The sequence below is a fragment of the Stieleria magnilauensis genome (assembly GCA_007753675.1).
Classification (GTDB): Bacteria; Planctomycetota; Planctomycetia; order Pirellulales; family Pirellulaceae; genus Stieleria; species Stieleria magnilauensis.
Window position 1 is genome coordinate 7,391,062 of record CP036432.1, and the last position, 18,112, is coordinate 7,409,173.

Annotated in this window: 10 protein-coding genes; 8 read left to right on the forward strand and 2 right to left on the reverse strand. The window is 58.9% G+C overall.

Going from position 1 to position 18,112, the window contains the following annotated elements:
• Positions 1–415: 415 nt before the first annotated feature.
• The 3 genes from TBK1r_RS26355 to TBK1r_RS26365 are packed head-to-tail and all read left to right on the forward strand — an operon-like array spanning position 416 to position 2,855.
• Positions 416–973: a hypothetical protein gene (locus tag TBK1r_RS26355; protein ID WP_145217736.1), complete on the forward strand. Its 558-nt coding sequence runs from the start codon at positions 416–418 to the stop codon at positions 971–973.
• A 3-nt stretch (positions 974–976) separates the two neighbouring features.
• Positions 977–1,957 (forward strand): hypothetical protein, encoded by a 981-nt coding sequence (locus TBK1r_RS26360; protein WP_145217738.1) that lies wholly within the window; start codon positions 977–979, stop codon positions 1,955–1,957.
• Positions 1,958–1,964: 7 nt separating this feature from the next.
• A complete protein-coding gene (locus tag TBK1r_RS26365) occupies positions 1,965–2,855 on the forward strand; it encodes an alpha/beta hydrolase (protein WP_145217740.1) in 891 nt (296 codons plus the stop codon).
• A 28-nt stretch (positions 2,856–2,883) separates the two neighbouring features.
• Here the strand turns inward: TBK1r_RS26365 and TBK1r_RS26370 are convergent, their stop codons facing one another.
• Positions 2,884–4,374 (reverse strand): SLC13 family permease, encoded by a 1,491-nt coding sequence (locus TBK1r_RS26370; RefSeq protein WP_145217742.1) that lies wholly within the window; start codon positions 4,372–4,374, stop codon positions 2,884–2,886.
• Between the two features lie 586 nt (positions 4,375–4,960).
• On the opposite strand from TBK1r_RS26370, the gene TBK1r_RS26375 reads away from it, so the two are divergent.
• Together TBK1r_RS26375 and TBK1r_RS26380 are read left to right on the forward strand one after the other, a co-directional pair.
• Positions 4,961–9,670, forward strand: coding sequence for a PVC-type heme-binding CxxCH protein (locus TBK1r_RS26375; protein WP_419580416.1), 4,710 nt, complete (start codon positions 4,961–4,963; stop codon positions 9,668–9,670).
• Positions 9,671–10,180: 510 nt separating this feature from the next.
• On the forward strand, positions 10,181–11,713 hold the full coding sequence (locus TBK1r_RS26380; RefSeq protein WP_145217747.1) for a hypothetical protein: 1,533 nt from the start codon (positions 10,181–10,183) through the stop codon (positions 11,711–11,713).
• 37 nt (positions 11,714–11,750) lie between these two features.
• On the opposite strand, the gene TBK1r_RS26385 is transcribed toward TBK1r_RS26380, so the two are convergent.
• Positions 11,751–12,167: a response regulator gene (locus TBK1r_RS26385; RefSeq protein ID WP_419580417.1), complete on the reverse strand. Its 417-nt coding sequence runs from the start codon at positions 12,165–12,167 to the stop codon at positions 11,751–11,753.
• Between the two features lie 413 nt (positions 12,168–12,580).
• On the opposite strand from TBK1r_RS26385, the gene TBK1r_RS26390 reads away from it, so the two are divergent.
• The 3 genes from TBK1r_RS26390 to TBK1r_RS26400 all read left to right on the forward strand — a co-directional run bounded on the left by TBK1r_RS26390 (position 12,581) and on the right by TBK1r_RS26400 (position 18,066).
• A complete protein-coding gene (locus TBK1r_RS26390) occupies positions 12,581–15,931 on the forward strand; it encodes a sulfatase-like hydrolase/transferase (protein ID WP_419580418.1) in 3,351 nt (1,116 codons plus the stop codon).
• Between the two features lie 62 nt (positions 15,932–15,993).
• Complete coding sequence (locus TBK1r_RS26395; protein ID WP_145217754.1) at positions 15,994–16,740, forward strand: metallophosphoesterase; 747 nt, start codon at positions 15,994–15,996, stop codon at positions 16,738–16,740.
• Between the two features lie 204 nt (positions 16,741–16,944).
• Positions 16,945–18,066, forward strand: a complete 1,122-nt coding sequence (locus tag TBK1r_RS26400; RefSeq protein ID WP_145217756.1) for an ATP-binding protein — start codon at positions 16,945–16,947, stop codon at positions 18,064–18,066.
• The last annotated feature ends 46 nt before the right edge of the window (positions 18,067–18,112 follow it).

Sequence of the window (18,112 nt, forward strand, 5' to 3'; positions counted from 1 at the left end):
CAAAAGATGTGTCGATACCAATGCCCAGGGGCAGAGTGACGAAAACCCCTTGTGATCCACGACTTAAAAACTGCACGACCTCCACACGGGAGGGTTACCTCTTAACTTGATGCGTATGGGGTCGAGCGAAGCGAGGGGGGTCGAACGGTCAATCGCAGTGTTCACTTCGCCGATCTGGCAACGCTGTGAAGCATTTTTTAGCGGTAGGGCGCGAGCCCTCCGGTGTTTCGGGAACGATGAGGGACCGGAGGGCTTGCGCCCTGCCGCTAACACCTCGTCAAACGCAGGGAATAAATGCTTCACAGCGTTGCCGACCAGAGTCGCGACCCGAGCAGCGAAGAAAACCCGTTCCTGGCTACACTGGACGGGAAACGCGTCTTTCGACCGCTCCCCCCGCTGTGCTACAACCGGTGACATGTTGGGTGAAATCAAAGTTGGCCGATGTAGCCGCCAGTGCTACCGCGAAAAGCGACCGCTGAAAGAAGGCGAGTGGTACTACAGCGTCGTGCTGCAGAACGACGACGAGGATTACGAGCGCCGCGATTACAGCGCCGAGGGCTGGGAAGGCCCCCCGGAAGGCAGCCTGGGGCATTGGAAGTGCCGGATGCCGATCGCCGGAGAGAAAAAACTGGTGCTCGCGCCGCGCGCCGTGCTGATCGGCTTGTTGCGTCAGATGGAAGACATGCCCGAACAGGCGAAGACGCGGTACCTGTTGGCGTTGATTCTGCTTCGTCGACGATTCGTCCGCGTCATCACCGGACCGCCGCTCGCCGCAAACGATCCCGGCACGCCGAATTCGGAAACGCCGAATTCGGAAACGCCCGGCCCCCAGATGATGCATTTCGAAGTCGTCGATGACGGTTCGACGATCGACGTGGCGGAGTGCCAGATTGCCAAGAGCGAAGCGGAATCGCTGAGTGAATCGCTAAGCGAGTTGTTGTATTGCGAAGCGAGCGAAATTCAACAGGAATGATCGATGAGATTCATTGACGCAAGGATGCGTGCACTGACTTGGCTGCTGATGCTCGGCGTCTGTTTCGTCTCCGGCGGGGCGACGTGTGCCCGACGCGATGCGACGCTGCAATTGCCACCCCCGCCACCGGTGCTGCCGCAAACGCCGACTTTGGAACTCGTCACCGCGGCCGTCAATCGCACTTCGGCAATCCGAGAACTGTCGACCAACACCGCGTCGGTCGATGTGCTCAGTATGCCCGCGCTGCCGAAACTGTCGGCGACGATCAACCTGCGCAAAGAACGCGACTTCCGTCTCAAGGCGAGTCTGCCGATCGTGATGGGGTCCGGATTGGACATGGGCAGCAACAACTCCCTGTTCTGGTTCGAAGTCCCGGAGGGGATGGGGCGGTTGTTGTACTTCGCCCGACATGATCAATACCGCCAGCAACTCGATCGTGCCGTGTTGCCGGTCGATCCGACCTGGGTGACCGACGCGCTCGGGCTGGTACAGATCGATCCCAATCAAGTCGTCGCCGGGCCGGTCGTGCGTCCCGACGGAAAGCTGGAGATTCGGACCGTCTTGCCGATGCCCGCCGGAACGTTCCAACGTGTTTGCTACATCGACGCCGCCGCGGGTCATGTCACCGATCAATTTCTGTACGCCCCCGCGGGAGGCCCACCGATCGCCGAAAGCCACGCCTCGAATCATCAGTTCTATGTCGACCACAATTGCTCGCTGCCGCACACCGTTGAGTTTTCACTGACGCCCCGAGCGGGAGAACCCTTGTCGATGCGGATTGACGTGGGCATCTATGCGGTCAATCAAATCTTAAGCGGCGATCCGAACTTGTTCGTGATGCCACAAGGCGCCGCCAACGCGATCGATCTGACAACCCTGTCACCGGGCAATGCCGCCATGGTCGCACCGACCCACTATCAAGTCCCCGCCACCTACCAATCCGAACCCGCCGGCCCAATGCCCTACCGAGGCCTGGTTCGATAACAACGCAATGCCCTCCTCCCATTCCACCAAACCTGCGCCGTTTGCCAAAAAGGTGACGGACACCTTTTTCTGTGTGGTGGCTCTCTGGGGACTTGGGGTGCAGCCGTGTTGCGCTCAAACCGTCAGTCATGTGAGAGACCTGCAGACGCCCGCGGTCAGCGATGGAATGCCGGCTGCAGGAAAACGCGTCAAACAAGTTCATCCGGACTATGCGGGCTCGAACGTCTACCACCTGCTGTATCTGCCGACGGATTGGAAACCGGGTCAGTCCTATCCGGTGATCGTTGAATACGCCGGCAACAAGTACCGAACCAGCCCCGGAACGGTCGAAGGCAGCAACCTCGGATACGGCATCTCCGGCGGCAAGGGTGCCATCTGGGTCTGCATGCCGTACGTCAACAAGACAGAGATGCGGAATCAGGAAACCTGGTGGGGCGATGTCAACGCGACCGTCGATTACTGCAAGGACATCGTCGCGAGCGTCTGTGATGACTACGGCGGCGACCCGGACCACGTTTTCATCGCCGGTTTTTCACGCGGAGCGATCGCCTGCAACTTCATCGGCCTGCATGACGATCAAATCGCGTCACTGTGGCGAGGCTTCTTCTGCCACAGCCACTACGATGGCGTCAAACAATGGCCGTATCCCGGCAGCGATCGAGCTTCAGCGGCGGAGCGGTTGAGTCGACTGGGTGATCGACCGCAATTCATTAGCCATGAAAACTCGGTCGATGCCACACGCAATTACTTGGCGAAGGCGATGCCCCACGGCAACTTCACCTTCCAACCGTTGCAGGGCTGGGATCATACGGACACCTGGGTGCTGTACGACGTCCCGGAACGAAAACGACTCAGAGACTGGTTCCGCGCACAGCTTTCGGCGGACAGTGCCGAATGAGACGCGGCCGCGCGTTCGCCATGCGCGTTCAACGCCACTTGTCGGGGAACTGACCGATCTCGATGCCCCAGACCACCGGCAAGATCCAGTAGACGAAGGCCGTCAACAGCAGGATCGAAATCACGTTCATCCAAATTCCCGCGCGCACCATGTCGGGAATCCTCAGGTATCCCGATCCGAACACGACCGCGTTGGGCGGCGTTGCGACCGGCAGCATGAACGCACACGACGCGGCAACGGTCGCACCGACCATCAATAGAAACGGGTGCACGTTCATTGCAACCGCCATCGACGCCAGGATCGGCAACAACATCGACGTCGTCGCCAGGTTCGATGTGATTTCGGTCAGAAAGTTGACCGACGCGACCAGGATCAGCACCAGCAACAGCATCGACACCGACTGCAACAACGTCGTTTGCGAACCGATCCAAACCGCCAAGCCGCTCGACGTGAACCCTTCGGCGAGCGCCATCCCACCGCCAAACAGCAAGACGATCCCCCAGGGCAACTGTTTGGTGTCTTCCCACACCAGCAGCGGTTCTCGTTTTCCATCGGCGTCCACCTTGCCACTGGGAATCAAAAACAGACACAGCCCGCCGGTCATGGCGATGATCGTGTCATCAAGCAGCGGAAAAAGCCCTAGCTGGTTTTGAACAAACGAACGGCTGATCCACGCAAACGCGGTGAGCGAAAACACGGTGAGCAGAAGTTTTTCTTCGAGCGAAAACGACTTCAACGCGTCGAGTTGCTTTTGAATCTCCTGACGCCCGCCGGGAAACGTTTTGTGGCGGAAGTGAAAGGCGAAACGCGTCAGATAGACCCAGCAGAGCGCGAGCAAGATCAGGGAGATCGGCAGTCCAAACTTGAACCACTGCAGAAAGCTGATTTCCACCCCGTAGACTTCTTGCACCACACCGGCCAACACCAGATTGGGCGGCGTTCCGATCAGGGTCGCGATGCCACCGATCGAAGCGCTGTACGCGATCGCCAACATCAATGCCTTGCCAAAGATCTGGTTTTCGCTGGCGTCGGTTTGTGGATTGTCACGCAACTGGGCGACGATCGCCATTCCGATCGGCAACATCATCACCGAGGTCGCGGTGTTGGAAATCCACATCGACAGCCCCGCCGTGGCGACCATGAACCCCAAAATGATGCTGGTAATGTTCGTCCCGATCAGCTTGATGATATTGAGCGCGATCCGCCGATGCAGATCCCACTTTTCGATCGCAATCGCGATCAGGAATCCGCCGATGTAAAGAAAGATGTACCGGTGGCCGTACTGCGACGTGGTCGCCTGCAACTCCACCGCCCCGGTCAGCGAGAACAGCACGATCGGCAGCAGCGCCGTCGCGGCAATCGGGATCGCTTCGGTCACCCACCAGACGGCGATCCAGGTCGTCGCGGCGAGCACCGCGTTGGCTTCCGGACTCAACCCCTGCGGATGAAAGAACAGCAGAATCAGAAAGAACAGAACGGGCCCGGCGATTCGTCCGACAAGCTTGGCTGAAAAGATCATGGAGTGTAGTTGTCTCGCCGGTGAACGCGACGGCCGCAAATTGACGGGGGCGTGTGATTGGACGGGCCGGACACTTTATCAGATCACGGCAGTCATGACACACTCGTTGGACCAGGACCGGAAATACAATCACGCGATTGACCATCGGCAAGCATTGGCCGTCGGCAAGCAATTCCGTTGAGCCAATCTTCCTACCTCCAAAATCTTCCTACCATTCCCCGATTGAGTCGCTGGGAATCTGGGGAGGGATGGCAGAATGATTCGGGGCAGAATGATGGGACTCGAAGGCAGGCGCCCGATGCGGGAAGGAATGAGACAATCTTGCGCAGTCCTTGGGGGAGCCTGAGGGGCAGTGCGTTCCTGAGCGGCACCGGAGAACGTGGGCGAAATCGATCCTACCGCTCACGACATCGGTTATCCTAGTAAGCCCTTCCCAGGCGTTCGGCCGCGGAAAAGGGGTCAGGTCCCTAAAATGCGAAACACCCTTTGGGCAATTGTTTTTTGTACCTGCCCCGTTTTCCACTCGACAATAAGCCCGCCTGCCTTTGCACTCCCTCCCACGATTCAGCCCCCGCCCGATCTCCCGATGAAACGTTCTTGCGAATTGCTCTCGTTCACGATACTGGTTTCCTTCGTCGCCGCCTTGGTGCCGCCCCCGCTTGCCGCCGAGACGCCAACGCCGCGATTCCAGAAACTCGTCCTCAGCGAATCCTTTCACAGCGAGGGTGCCGACGCCGCAGACTTCAATCGTGACGGGCACCATGACATTGTTTCGGGGCCATACTGGTACGAAGGCCCCGACTTCCGCACGCGTCATGCTTATGCGGCGGTCAAGGACTATTCGATCAAAGGCTACTCCGATCACTTCTTTTCCTTCGCACGCGATTTCAACGGCGACGGACACATCGACATTTTCTCGGTCCCGATGCCTGGGACGGCCGGAGTCTGGTACGAAAACCCCGGTGACGCGAACGCATCCTCTGTTTGGGCCAGCCATGTCGCCTTGTCGAGTGTGGACAACGAGTCGCCGACGTTGGCGGACATCGACGGCGACGGAATCGACGAACTGGTTTGCATTCACCAGGGTCGCTACGGTTACGCCCAACCGGACAACGCCGACGCGACGCAGCCGTGGCAATTCACCGCCGTCAGCGACAACCGAGGTTATGGGCGATTTACGCACGGCCTGGGTGTCGGCGATGTGGACGGCGACGGACGCCCCGACCTGTTAGAGAAAGATGGGTGGTGGCAACAAACCGAAACGGCGGGCGCTCCCTTTACGTTTCACCCGGTGAAATTTGCCGCGTCGGGCGGTTCGCAAATGTTCGCCTATGACTTTGATGGCGACGGCGACAACGACGTGCTGTCCGTCCAGAACGCACATGGTTATGGATTGAGTTGGTTCGAACGACGCGGCTCCGGCGACGAGTTCCTGTTCGTCGAACACCAAATTCTGGGACGCCAACCGTCCGACAATCCGTACGGTCTGGCGATCTCGCAGATGCACGCGGTAGCCTTGACGGACATCGACGGCGACGGCGTCTTGGACATCGTGACGGGCAAACGATTCTGGGCGCATGGCGGGAACGACCCGGGTGCCAGCGAATTGCCGGTGCTGTATTGGCTGCGAACCGTGCGGTCCGATTACGGCGTCGACTTTCATCCCCATCTGATTGACGTTCGCGTCGGCGTTGGGACTCAGCTGACAACGGCGGACATCGATCGCAATGGTCACGTCGATGTGATCGTCGGCAACAAACTGGGCACCTACGTGCTACTCAATCGCGGCACCACCGAACCGACTCCGACGCCCTCGACAACCGCGCCGCATCTGGTCGGCAGTGACGAGTTTAAAAACGCGGTCCGGACGACGCAGCCACTGACCCCGGAACAGGAGCGACAAGCCTTCGTCCTGCCGGCGGGGTTCAAAGTCCAACTCGTCGCGTCCGAACCTGAGATTGCCAAACCGATGAACATGGCGTTTGACACCAAAGGCCGGCTGTGGGTCAGCAGCAGTGTCGAGTACCCGTTTCCCGCCGCCGAAGGCCAGGGACGCGACACGATCAAGATCCTGGAAGACACCGATGCCGATGGTCGCGCCGACAAAATCACCACCTTCGCCGACGGACTGAATATCCCGATCGGGTTGTATCCCTATCGTGACGGAGTGATTTGTTACAGCATCCCGAACATCTGGTGGTTGCGTGACACCGATGGCGATGACAAGTGCGACACACGCGAAATCTTGTACGGCCCGTTCGACTACTCGCGTGACACGCACGGCATGTGCAACGGATTCACCCGTGGACTCGACGGTTGGCTGTATGCCTGTCACGGATTCAACAACCAGTCTTCGGTGACCGGCAAAGATGGCCACACCGTCACGATGCATTCGGGCAACACCTTTCGCATTCGAACCGATGGTTCGCGAATCGAGCACTTTACCGACGGCCAGGTCAATCCGTTCGGGATGGCGATCGATCCGAACGGCGATTTGTTCACCGCCGATTGCCACACCAAACCCATCACCTTGCTGATGCGTGGCGGCGTGTACGAGGGTTTCGGCAAGCCCCACGACGGACTCGGATTTGTCCCCAACGTGATGGACCATCTGCACGGCAGCACGGCCATCGGCGGGATCGCGTTGTATCACGACGATGCGTTTCCGCCCGTCTTCCACGGCAACGCTTTTGGCGGCAACGTGATGACCAGTCGGGTCAACCGCAATTCGATGCACCATACCGGATCAACCGTTTCGGCTCGCGAAGAATCCGATTTCATGATCTCCGGCGATCCCTGGTTTCGTCCGGTTGATTTGCAGACCGGTCCCGATGGAGCCCTGTATGTTGCCGATTTTTACAACCGCATCATCGGCCACTACGAAGTCGGACTCGATCACCCCGGACGTGATCGCCATCGAGGCCGTATCTGGCGGATCGTCTATGACGATGATGCGGGGACGCGTCGCGATATGCCTGCCGTCGCCTCATCGGATCCGCCCAAGCGTGAAGACATTTCCCCGCTTGCTCGTGCGATCGAGCAACTGGAATCGGCGAATCTGACGCAGCGATCGATCGCTTCGGATCAACTGGTCGATCAGTTCGGTGCGGAAGCGATCGAACCTGTTCGTCAAGCGCTGACGCGTTGCCAGAACCCCGACGCCAAGATTCACTTGCTGTGGGTGTTGCACCGTTTGGCAGCGATCACCGATGGCGAAATCCAAGCCGCTGCGCAGGACGAAAACGCCCGGGTGCGTTCGCATGCGATGCAGATCATCGGTGCCAATGACAACGCTGGCGAATCGTTGCAGGAATGGTTGGCCGTCGGACTTCACGATTCCGACGCACTGGTCCGCCGTCGTGCAGCGCTGGCCGCGGCAATGTTCCCCTCGCTGCAGTTGACCAAGGAACTGATGGAAACGCTGCATCGAACGCCGGCGTCGGATCCACACTTGAGGCATGCGATTCGCATGTCGTTGCGTGACCACTTACGTGACGCCGAACGCTTTCGCGTCTTCACGGCGTCGCTACCGCCCCGCGATACGAAGGCTGTGATCGATCTGTGCCTGGGCATCAAAACCGACTTTGCCGGAGAGTTCCTGGCGCCCCATGTGACCGAACTGCAAGGCTCGGACCCCGATCAGCTTTCGACCTACCTGTCATTCGCCGCACGTTATGCATCGCCGGAACACCTGGGCACCATCTCGCAAATGGCGCAAACGCGTTTCGCGGACAACCCTGACTTCCAGCAGGAATTGCTGCGGTCGATCCAGACAGGACTTCGCCAGCGCGGCATCGTGTCTCCACCGGTCGTCGTCGCTTGGGCAACCCGATTGGCTCGGTCGTACCTGGGCATTCCAGGCGACGGTGATGCGCTACCCGAACGCCCCCGGCAAATCGGTTGGACTTATTTCCCGTACCCCGCAACCCCCGACCATGGCAACCCCTGGGTGCTGTCGACCAAACGCAATTCGGCCGACGGCGAGCAAGCGTCGAAACTGCACAGCAGCTTCCCGACCGGGGAATCCAAAACAGGGATCTATCGAAGTGACTCGTTTCGGTTGCCAGAGGAATTCTCGTTCTATTTGGCCGGCCACGACGGGTCCCCCGACAAACCGATTCAGCGATTGAACCTGGTGCGGGTGCGGGACGCCGCCACTCAAGCGGTACTGCAAAGCTGGAGTCCTCCACGGAACGACACCGCGCAAAAGATCACTTGGAACTCTGCTGACGCAGCGGGACGCGAGGTGTTCGTCGAGTTGGTCGATGGTGATACGGCTGGGGCTTACGCATGGATGGCCGTCGGACGTTTTTCGGTCGAAGGTTTGAACCCGAGCAACGAAGCGGCACGTTTCACTCAGGCGGCCCGGTTGATCGGAGAGTTTCGCATCGCCGAACTCGCCGGCGTGGCGAAACAGATTCTCGCAGATCCGGATTCCAGCGGTGCGTTGGCAGCGGAATTCGCCGCCGCGTTGGTCGCCTTCGACCCCACGTCGCAACGATCCGCGATTGCCGAGTCGCTCTCGATCAACGGCATTCATCGAACTGTGCGTGGCGAACTCGCCAACGTTTTGTTGAACCCCAAAGACGACACGGTGGCCGAGACGCTGGGCAAGGTCACCAAGCTGGCGACCGCGGCGGAACAATTACAGATTGCCGGAAAGCTTTCGTCGGATCAAGCCGGCGTGGAAACGCTGTTGATGCTGGTCGAAGCCGGTCAGGCGTCACCCCGTTTGCTGGTCGCTCCGGCGGTCCGCGGCAAACTGGATAGTCTGGCGACACCGGAACAATCGCAGCGGATCTCCGAGTTGACAAACGATTTGCCGACCGAAGATCAGACCTTGATCGCTGCGATGAACACTCGTAAAGCCGCGTATCTGGTCGGCGGCGGTGACGCGACCGCCGGCAGCCAGTTGTTCGCCAAACAGTGCGCCGTGTGCCATCAGGTCGCGGGCAAGGGAGTCGCGGTCGGACCGAACCTGGACGGCGTCGGCAATCGCGGTTTGGACCGGTTGATCGAAGACGTGCTGACCCCCAATCGAAACATCGACGCCGCGTTCCGCGCCAGCGTGGTGTTGACCGAGGACGGGCAAGTTTACAGCGGGTTGATCAAACGGACCGACGGAACACAGCTGGTGATCGTCGATCAGACCGGCAAGGAAATCAGCGTTTCGGTCGACGAGATCGTGAGGCAAAAAACGGTTGCGACCTCTCCGATGCCCGCCAATTTTCATGAAACGCTGGATGAAGGGCAAACCAGAGATCTGTTGGCGTACCTGTTGTCGTTGACGCATTAGTATCCGCGTCCCGCTCATATTCCGCGTAGTGGACGAGGCGACGAGTCCACTGCGGTCGGCATATTCCGCATAGTGGACGACGCGACGAGTCCATTGCAGTCAGCATATTCCGCGTAGTGGACGAGGCGACGAGTCCACTGCACTCGGCATATTCCGCGTAGTGGACGAGGCGACGAGTCCACTGCACTCGGCATATTCCGCGTAGTGGACGAGGCGACGAGTCCACTGCCGTCAGCATATTCCGCGTAGTGGACGAGGCGACGAGTCCACTGCAGTCGGCATATTGCCAAGGACTCGTCGCCTCGTCCACTACCGCCTACCTGGAGCGCGAGGTGACACGAAGCCAAGGACTCGTCGCCTCGTCCACTACCGGCTACCTGGAACGCAAGCAGGAATTTTACCGGGCTACCTGTCGCACTTCTCATACCATTACAGCGGCGTGAATGAATCGGTTACGATGATGGGTTGGCGGACTCTTTTTGAGGTTCTAGGCATTTGCGGAGCAAGACGATGAATCGAACAGCAGGCACCCCACGGCGAAGTTTTTTGGGCGTGTGTGGCGGGGCAACCGCCGCGTTGGCGTTGAGCGAGCTTGACATCATCAACCATTTGCCGCGTGTCAGCGCCGCCGAGGCGACACTTGGCCAACAAGCCGTCCGTTTTAGCGACGATATCGAACCCTTGGTGCGATTGCTCGAAGAGACGCCGCGCAATCGGGTCGTGGAAGTGTTCGCCGACAAAGTCCGCAGCGGCACTTCCTATCGAGAAGTCCTCACGGCGTTGCTGTTGGCCGGCGTCCGCAACGTCGAACCAAGGCCGAGTGTGGGTTTTAAATTCCATGCCGTGCTAGTCGTCAACTCGGCGCACCTGGCCAGCCTGGCATCGCCCGATCAAGACCGTTGGTTGCCGATCTTCTGGGCGCTCGATTACTTTAAATCGTCCCAAGCCCGCGATGTCCAGGAAGGCAATTGGACGATGGCAGCGGTGAACGAATCGTCCGTCCCGGCACCGCACCAGGCACGTCAAGCGTTTGTCGATGCGATGGACAACTGGGATGTCGATGCGGCCGACGCCGCGGTCGCGGGACTGGTCCGTTCCGCCGGCGCGAACGAAGTGTTTGAATTGATGGCCCATTACGGATGCCGCGACTTTCGCAGCATTGGGCACAAAGCCATCTTTGTGGCCAATAGCTTTCGCACCTTGCAATGCATCGGCTGGCGGTATGCCGAACCCGTGTTGCGTTCGCTGACCTACGCGCTGTTGAATCACCACGGAGAGCCCAATCCGTCGACCAGCGACTTGACACCCGACGCGGCGTGGCGGGTGACCGATTCATTCGTCGACGGCTTCGATGATCAATGGAACAGTGGCAAACTGGATCCGTCGGTCACCGTGGCACACTTGCAAACCTTGCGTGACGCCACCCCCGAACAGGCAGTGCGCGAGACAGCCAAACTGCTTCAGTCCGGCATCCATCCCCAATCGATCGCCGATGCGTTGTTCCTATCGGCCGGTGAGATGCTGATGCAGCAACCCGGCATCATTTCGCTGCATTCATCGACGACCACCAACGCGATGCAGTACGCCTATCGGACGGCCCGCGATCCGAAGACCCGTCTGCGGCTGCTGTTGCAGAACGCCGCGTTCATTCCCCACTTCCGATCGTCGATGCAGTCGCGCGGGAAGGTGGCAACAAAAACCATCGATCAGTTGCAAGACTTGGAAGCCCCCGAGCAGGCGACCTCGGTCACCAAGATTTTTGAACTGATCAACGACAATCGTGAGGAAGCATCACGCGGCGCGATGGCGTTTCTGGCAACCGGCGGCCAGGCCGAACAAATGATTCACACCGCCCGCCAATTGGTGTTCCTCAAAGGCAACGATTCCCACGATTACAAATTCAGTTCAGCCGTGCTGGAAGATTTCTACGCAGTCTCGCCGAAGTTCCGCAACAGCTATCTGGCCGCGTCGACCTATCTGTTGCCCGGAAGCCGTGACCGTGATAACGGACTGGTCGATCGCATTCGATCCGCGGTCGGGTAGGGGGCGCCCGGTGGGCCGTCAACTGCTACCGAGGGTCTTATTCGGACTCGCGGATCGTTTCACCCTGCAGCAAGCGATTCAATTGCTCGGAGAATTCGTGCAGATCGAGTGGCTTGACGAGCACGCAGTCCGGGCAGACGCCCGACGCCAGCTCACGGCTCTCCATGTCGATGCTTCCGGTGATCACGATGACGGGCGTTTCCGGTACGATCTTTTTGATTTCTTGAGTCAGCAGCAGACCGTTCATCTCGGGCATATTCATATCCGTGATGACCAGGTCGAAGTCTCCGTTGCGGACCATTTCCAAACCCTCGGCCGCGCTTTCGGCACAATCAATTTGATAGCCAAGGGTTTGCATCAGCACCGTCAGCGACTTGAGCCCGAGGACGTCGTCGTCGATGCACAGTAACTTGATACCGCCGTGTCGATTCATCAGCTCAGCTGAATTTACCACCCCGAACTCCTGTCTCGGATCGATGTGTTCCGAATAAATGTGACCGCTATAAATGCGACCGCTTTGAAACGGCAGCGGGGAAGTGGTTCCCGTCACCGAAACGTGATCGTGCCGAAGCTGTGATCATACCTTGTTTGTCACACGGCGGCGCCAGTTTTTTTGATAATCACAATCGGCGATTGGACGGCTCATTCTGTTTGTTAATGCGTTCAACGACAACCGGTCGCGCACTATCGCAACTTGTCTTACTTATTCCGGGGGGAACTCATCGCGATGGCCTCACGAGGAAAACAATCGGCGTGGTCACGTTGGCTGGACCGCCGGAGGAAAGCTCGTTCGCAGAGCAACTTTGCTATAGTGCAGTGGATTTGAATACACCGACGTCATCTCTTCGACTCTTCATAAGTGCCATCATGAGCTTCACTTCGTTGCGGCATTCCGCGGCCAATAATCCGGCTTTCGATCACGTGGTCCCTGTGCGTTTTGGTATCACGTTTGCAGCTGCATGCGTGGTATTGATTGCGACCGTTTTCGCCCAGTCTGCGTGCGGTGCTGACGTGGGGACTCGGCCCAACGTCGTCGTGATCATGACGGACGATCAAGGGTATGGCGACATGTCGTGCCACGGTGACCCACATCTACAAACACCGCACCTGGATGCCCTTCACGCGCAATCCATTCGATTCACTAATTTTCATGTCTCACCGTATTGCACGCCCACACGTGCGGCCTTGATGACCGGTCGCTATCCGGCTCGCACGGGCGCTTATCGCACCTCGTCCGGCCTGACGTCGCTGCACCCACGCGAAAAGACATTGGCGGATCTGTTCTCGCAAAACGGTTACGCGACGGGGATGTTCGGCAAATGGCACCTCGGTGATTGTGCTCCGTCGCGTCCGATGGATCGCGGGTTCGATCGATCGGTTTGGCATCGCTGCGGCGGATTGACTCAGATTTCGGACTATTGGACAAACGACTACTTCGACGACACCTATCTGGTCGGAGATCGCTGGAAGCAATTCGACGGTTATTGCACGGACGTCTGGTTTGACGAAGCGATGAGCTTCATGAGCGAAGCCGCTCGCGATGCTGGCGGCAATAAACCGTTCTTCGTCTATCTGGCAACCAACGCGCCGCACGGTCCTTATCTGGTTGCGGACAAATGGAAACAGCCCTTTCTGGATGCGGGGCTGCCGGCAACCCAGGCGGCTTTCAAGGGGATGGTCGCGAATTTCGATTGGAATCTCGGCCGGCTGCTTCGCTGGATGGACACCGAGCAACTCGCCGACGATACCGTGCTGATTTTCTTGACCGACAACGGCACCTCGGCCGGAACGATCTTTGGCAAGGGAGGACGCATCACCGGCTGGCCCGTCGACGCCCGCGAGAATGCCGGTCGGCGTGGCGGAAAGAGTTCCGCCTACGATGGCGGCCATCACGTCCCGTTGTTCCTTCGCTGGCCGAAGGGCAATCTCGGCTCGCCACGCGGGATCGACACGCTGTCGGCACACCTGGATCTGACGCCCACCTTGATCGATCTGTGCGGTCTGAAACGCCCAGCCGATTGGCCCGCACTCGATGGACGCTCGTTGCTGCCCCTGATCACCGATCCCAATCCGGATTGGCCGGAGCGGATTCTGCATAGCCAGATGCATGGCGGAAACGGCTTCGTCAAACCGGGCGATCCGTGGGAGATCGGTGTCGCGATGACCCAGCGATGGCATCTCGTCGAAGGTCGCGAACTGTATGACATGCAGAACGACCCCACACAGCGAAATAATGTTGCCGAAGACTATCCGGACGTCTTCGCGAAACTCAACCAGGCCCACCTCGACTGGTTCGATTCGGTCAAGGCGGGAATGCAACCAACTCGCATCTTGATCGGATCGGAGTTGGAGAATCCGACCCCTTTGACCAGTCAGGAATGGGTGATGCCCGGTGGAAACCCGCCGTGGGCACACGCCCATGTCGTCAAACGGATGATCGCCAATGGTCCCTGGTGGATCGATGTGGCCAAGCCCGGCAACTATCGGTTTTCACTTTCGCGCTGGCCGGACTACCTGGAACAACCGATCGATTCCACCGCGGCCGGAATCGAGATTGCCGGCCGAACGATGGAACGGCCGATCGAGGCTCCCGGAAAGACGACGTCGGCCGAGTTCGAAGTGGAATTGCCGGCCGGCCCGTGCGAATTGTCGACTTGGCTGGAAACCCCAGACGGCAAGCGACACGGCGCCTATTTCGTGACGGTCACGCGTTTGCCCAACACGGACGATCAGACCCCGGCGGTCCTTTGGACGCAGTACGGATTGAGCGACCGCACCGTCAAATTGACCGCCCACACTGACGCCGATCCGCTCAATCCCAGCGATGCGACCGTCAGATTGCAACTTTATCGTGAGAATCAGTGGTCGACCGAAGCGGAGGCGCGCGTTGATCCGCTCACTGCGATGGCAACGTTCCGGTTGGAAGATTGGGATGCAACACAGAGCGTTCCATATCGCGTCGTCAGCGGACAGAGCCGTTGGCAGGGTGTGATTCGAAAGGAACCGACGGACCAGCCGGTGTTGAAATTGATGGTCGTGGCCTGCGTCAATGACAAGTTTTTTCCGTACACCGAAGCCGTCGCCCAAATGATTGGGCAAGACCCCGATCTGGTGTTCTTTGCCGGAGACCAAATCTATGAAAGCAACGCGGGCGGCGAAGTGATCACGCCTCAAGACGAATCCGAAGTCCCCGCCGGCATGGCCAACTACCTGGCCAAGTGGCGAAAGTTCGGACTGATCTTTCGTGATCTGCTGAAAGACCGGCCGTCGATCATGATCACCGATGACCACGACGTGTATGCCAATGACTTGTGGGGCGACGGTGGGCGTCGGATGACCGGCGACCGCACCACGGGCGGCTACCCGGCCGATCCGATGTGGGTCAATGCGGCCGAGTTGACTCAAACCGCCCATCTACCCGACCCCGCATCGCCCGGCCCCTGGGGAGATGGCATCAACGCGTACTTCACGTCACTCGACTACGGCGGGGTCTCACTGGCGATACTCGAAGATCGAAAATTTAAATCTCCGCCCAGCGAGGTGCTTTCGGCGGCCATCGAGGATCCCGAATCCGACGCCCCCAATCGGACCCTGGAAGTCATCATGGATCCTGCCTTCGACGCGGCTAAGCTGGACCGGCCCGACCTGCAGTTACTCGGCACAGCCCAAGAGGACTTTGTCCGCGCTTGGGCCCGCCGGGTCGAGCAACGCAAACAGTTGGCCGCCGTCCTGAATCAGTCGCCGTTGGTCAACATCGCAAACTACGACACACGCTTCGGCGACATGGATTCCAATGGCTGGCCGCAATCCGCTCGGGACCGGGCGTTGCGTGCGATCGCGCCGTCGCAGGCCGTGATGCTTTCCGGCGACATCCATTACGGAACTCTGGCGCAATTAGGAATCGATGACTGGGGGGACGGTCCGTGGTCGTTTTCGGTGCCCGCGTTTGCCTCCGAACAGAACCGTCGCTGGGGGCCGAACGAGCCAGCCCAAGGCCGGGAGATCCCTGGGATCGAAGGCTCTGGAAACCACCACGACCGCTTCGGCAACAAGCTGACCGTTGCCGCCACTGCGCCGGGCAAGCAAGGCTATGGAATGGTGCTGTTCGACAAACCCAACAGCCGGATCACGCTACAATTACACACGCTGGATTCGGACCGCAAACCGGATCAGGAACAAATCCCGGGATGGCCGCTGACCCTGGATGTCCGGCATTGACAGGTGGATTGATGTGCAGTGTTCGCAACCCGCAGCGTGGACGAGAGGTGAGTTGAAACAGAATGACGAGTGAATCGGAAACGACAAACGCTTATTTCGTCTCGGATCTGCATCTGTTCTCCAATCGGTCGACCGGAGACCTGATCCTGCCGGAACTGCGTGACAGGGTTCGCCAAACACACACGGTGGTTCTGGGTGGCGACATCTTTGATTTCAAATGGAGTACCCACGAGAGCGATGAGCGGTCGGTGGAAAAGGCCGTCGAGTGGATCGAAGACCTGTTGGAGCAAAATGCCAATTGCGAGTACCACTACATTTTGGGCAACCATGATTCACGCCCCGAATTCGTCGAGCAATTGGACGCGTTGGCGTCGCGACATCCAAATTTCACGCGGCATCGCTACTTTGCCCGTCTAGACAACTGCCTGTTTTTGCATGGCGACGTCGCCGACGGACCGCTCGATCACGCGCGACTGGATTCGCGGCGACAGAAATTCGAGCGGAAGAAGAAAAAGACCGGGTTGTGGCACGTCGCCTATGACATGGCGATTCATGCGCGGCTGCATCGATTGGTGGTGCTCTCGATTCGAGAGATGAAAGTGCTGCGGCGGATCAACGCGTACGTCGAACGAATCGGCCACGGACTTGACGATGGCGTGACAGATGTCTACTTCGGACACACGCATGTCGATCTGGATGGCATTCAGTACCAAGGGCTTTGCTTTCACAATGGTGGTGCAGCCATCCGCGGCATGAAGTTTCGAATCGTCGAAACAACGCTCAGTGCCCCTGCCACCGTCCGCGCCTAAGTCCAAGCACACGAGCTCACGCGTGCTTGGTATGCCACGTGCACGACAACCAAGTCACGGGCGTCAGGCGAATGGGGATGCGTATCTTGCACATTAAGTCGAAGTTTTGTGCGTTGCTGCGCATCAAAGAGCGCTATAATCAAGAGTCGCCAACCACTAATCGCTGGTTCCGCTGGCAACAATCTACTGTCCCCTGAGCATCCGATGGCAGTTACCAACGCGTTGAATGGTTCTACGCAGATCCATCCCAGCCTGGACTTGGCGGCAAAAGTGCTCGATTCGCTGACGGTGTCGTTGGCGGTGATTGATTCAACCGGGGCGATTGCTGCGACGAACCAGGCGTGGGACGATTTTGCGCTGCAAAACGGCGGCCGGCCCGCAGCGACCGGTGTCGGGGCAAACTACCTGGATGTCTGCCGATCGACTCAGGGGCCTGACGTGTTTTACGCCGAACAGGCCTTCCAGGGAATCAGCGATGTGCTGCACGGCAAGCGACAGGTGTTCACGCTCGAGTACCCATGCCATTCACCGACACAGCAACGTTGGTTCATGCTGCATGTTTCACCCTTGAGATACGATCCCGACAAAGCGGTGACGGCCCACCTGACGATCACCGATCGCAAGCTGGTGGAAAACAAATTGGTCGAGTCGACTCGGTTGGCGGCGATCGGCGAAGCGATGAAGGGCTTGAGCCACAAGGGCCGAAACTCGCTCCATCGCGCCCAAGGTTTCATCGATTTGCTGCGATATTCCATCAAGCAAGACGCCGAGGCGACAAAGTTGCTTGACCGCATCGAACTCGCCCAACAACGCTTGGTCGGTTTGTACGAAGAGGTGCAACGCTATGCCGAGCCGATTCAACTGTCGTTCTCCACCGGCCGGTTGGATCACGTGGTCGAGGAGGCTTGGGCATCCCTTTCCCCGTTTGAAGATCGATTAAGGCTGCAGCACCTGGTGCGAGGAATGGAGTTGGATTGCGAAATGGACCGTGACGCGATCTGGCAAACACTGAAGGTGATCTTTAGTAACGCGGCCGAATCCGGCCCATCGACCACGCTGGTCGATGTTTCCTATCAACCGGCCCAATTGAGCGGCCGCGCGGCGATCACCATGGTCATCAGCGACAACGGCCCAGGGATCCCTGGGGCGGATCAGGAAAAAGTTTTTGAGCCCTTTTACACAACCAAGACCATGGGTACCGGCCTGGGTCTGGCCACGGCCCGTCGGATCGTCGAAGGGCACGCCGGCCGACTGGCTGCCGGCGCTTCCGTCTTAGGCGGTGCGTCCTTCTACTTGACGCTGCCAGTTCACCAGTTGGTTCGCTGACAGCGTCGCGCTGCATCAACGTTGAGATTTAGGATGCCGCGTCGCG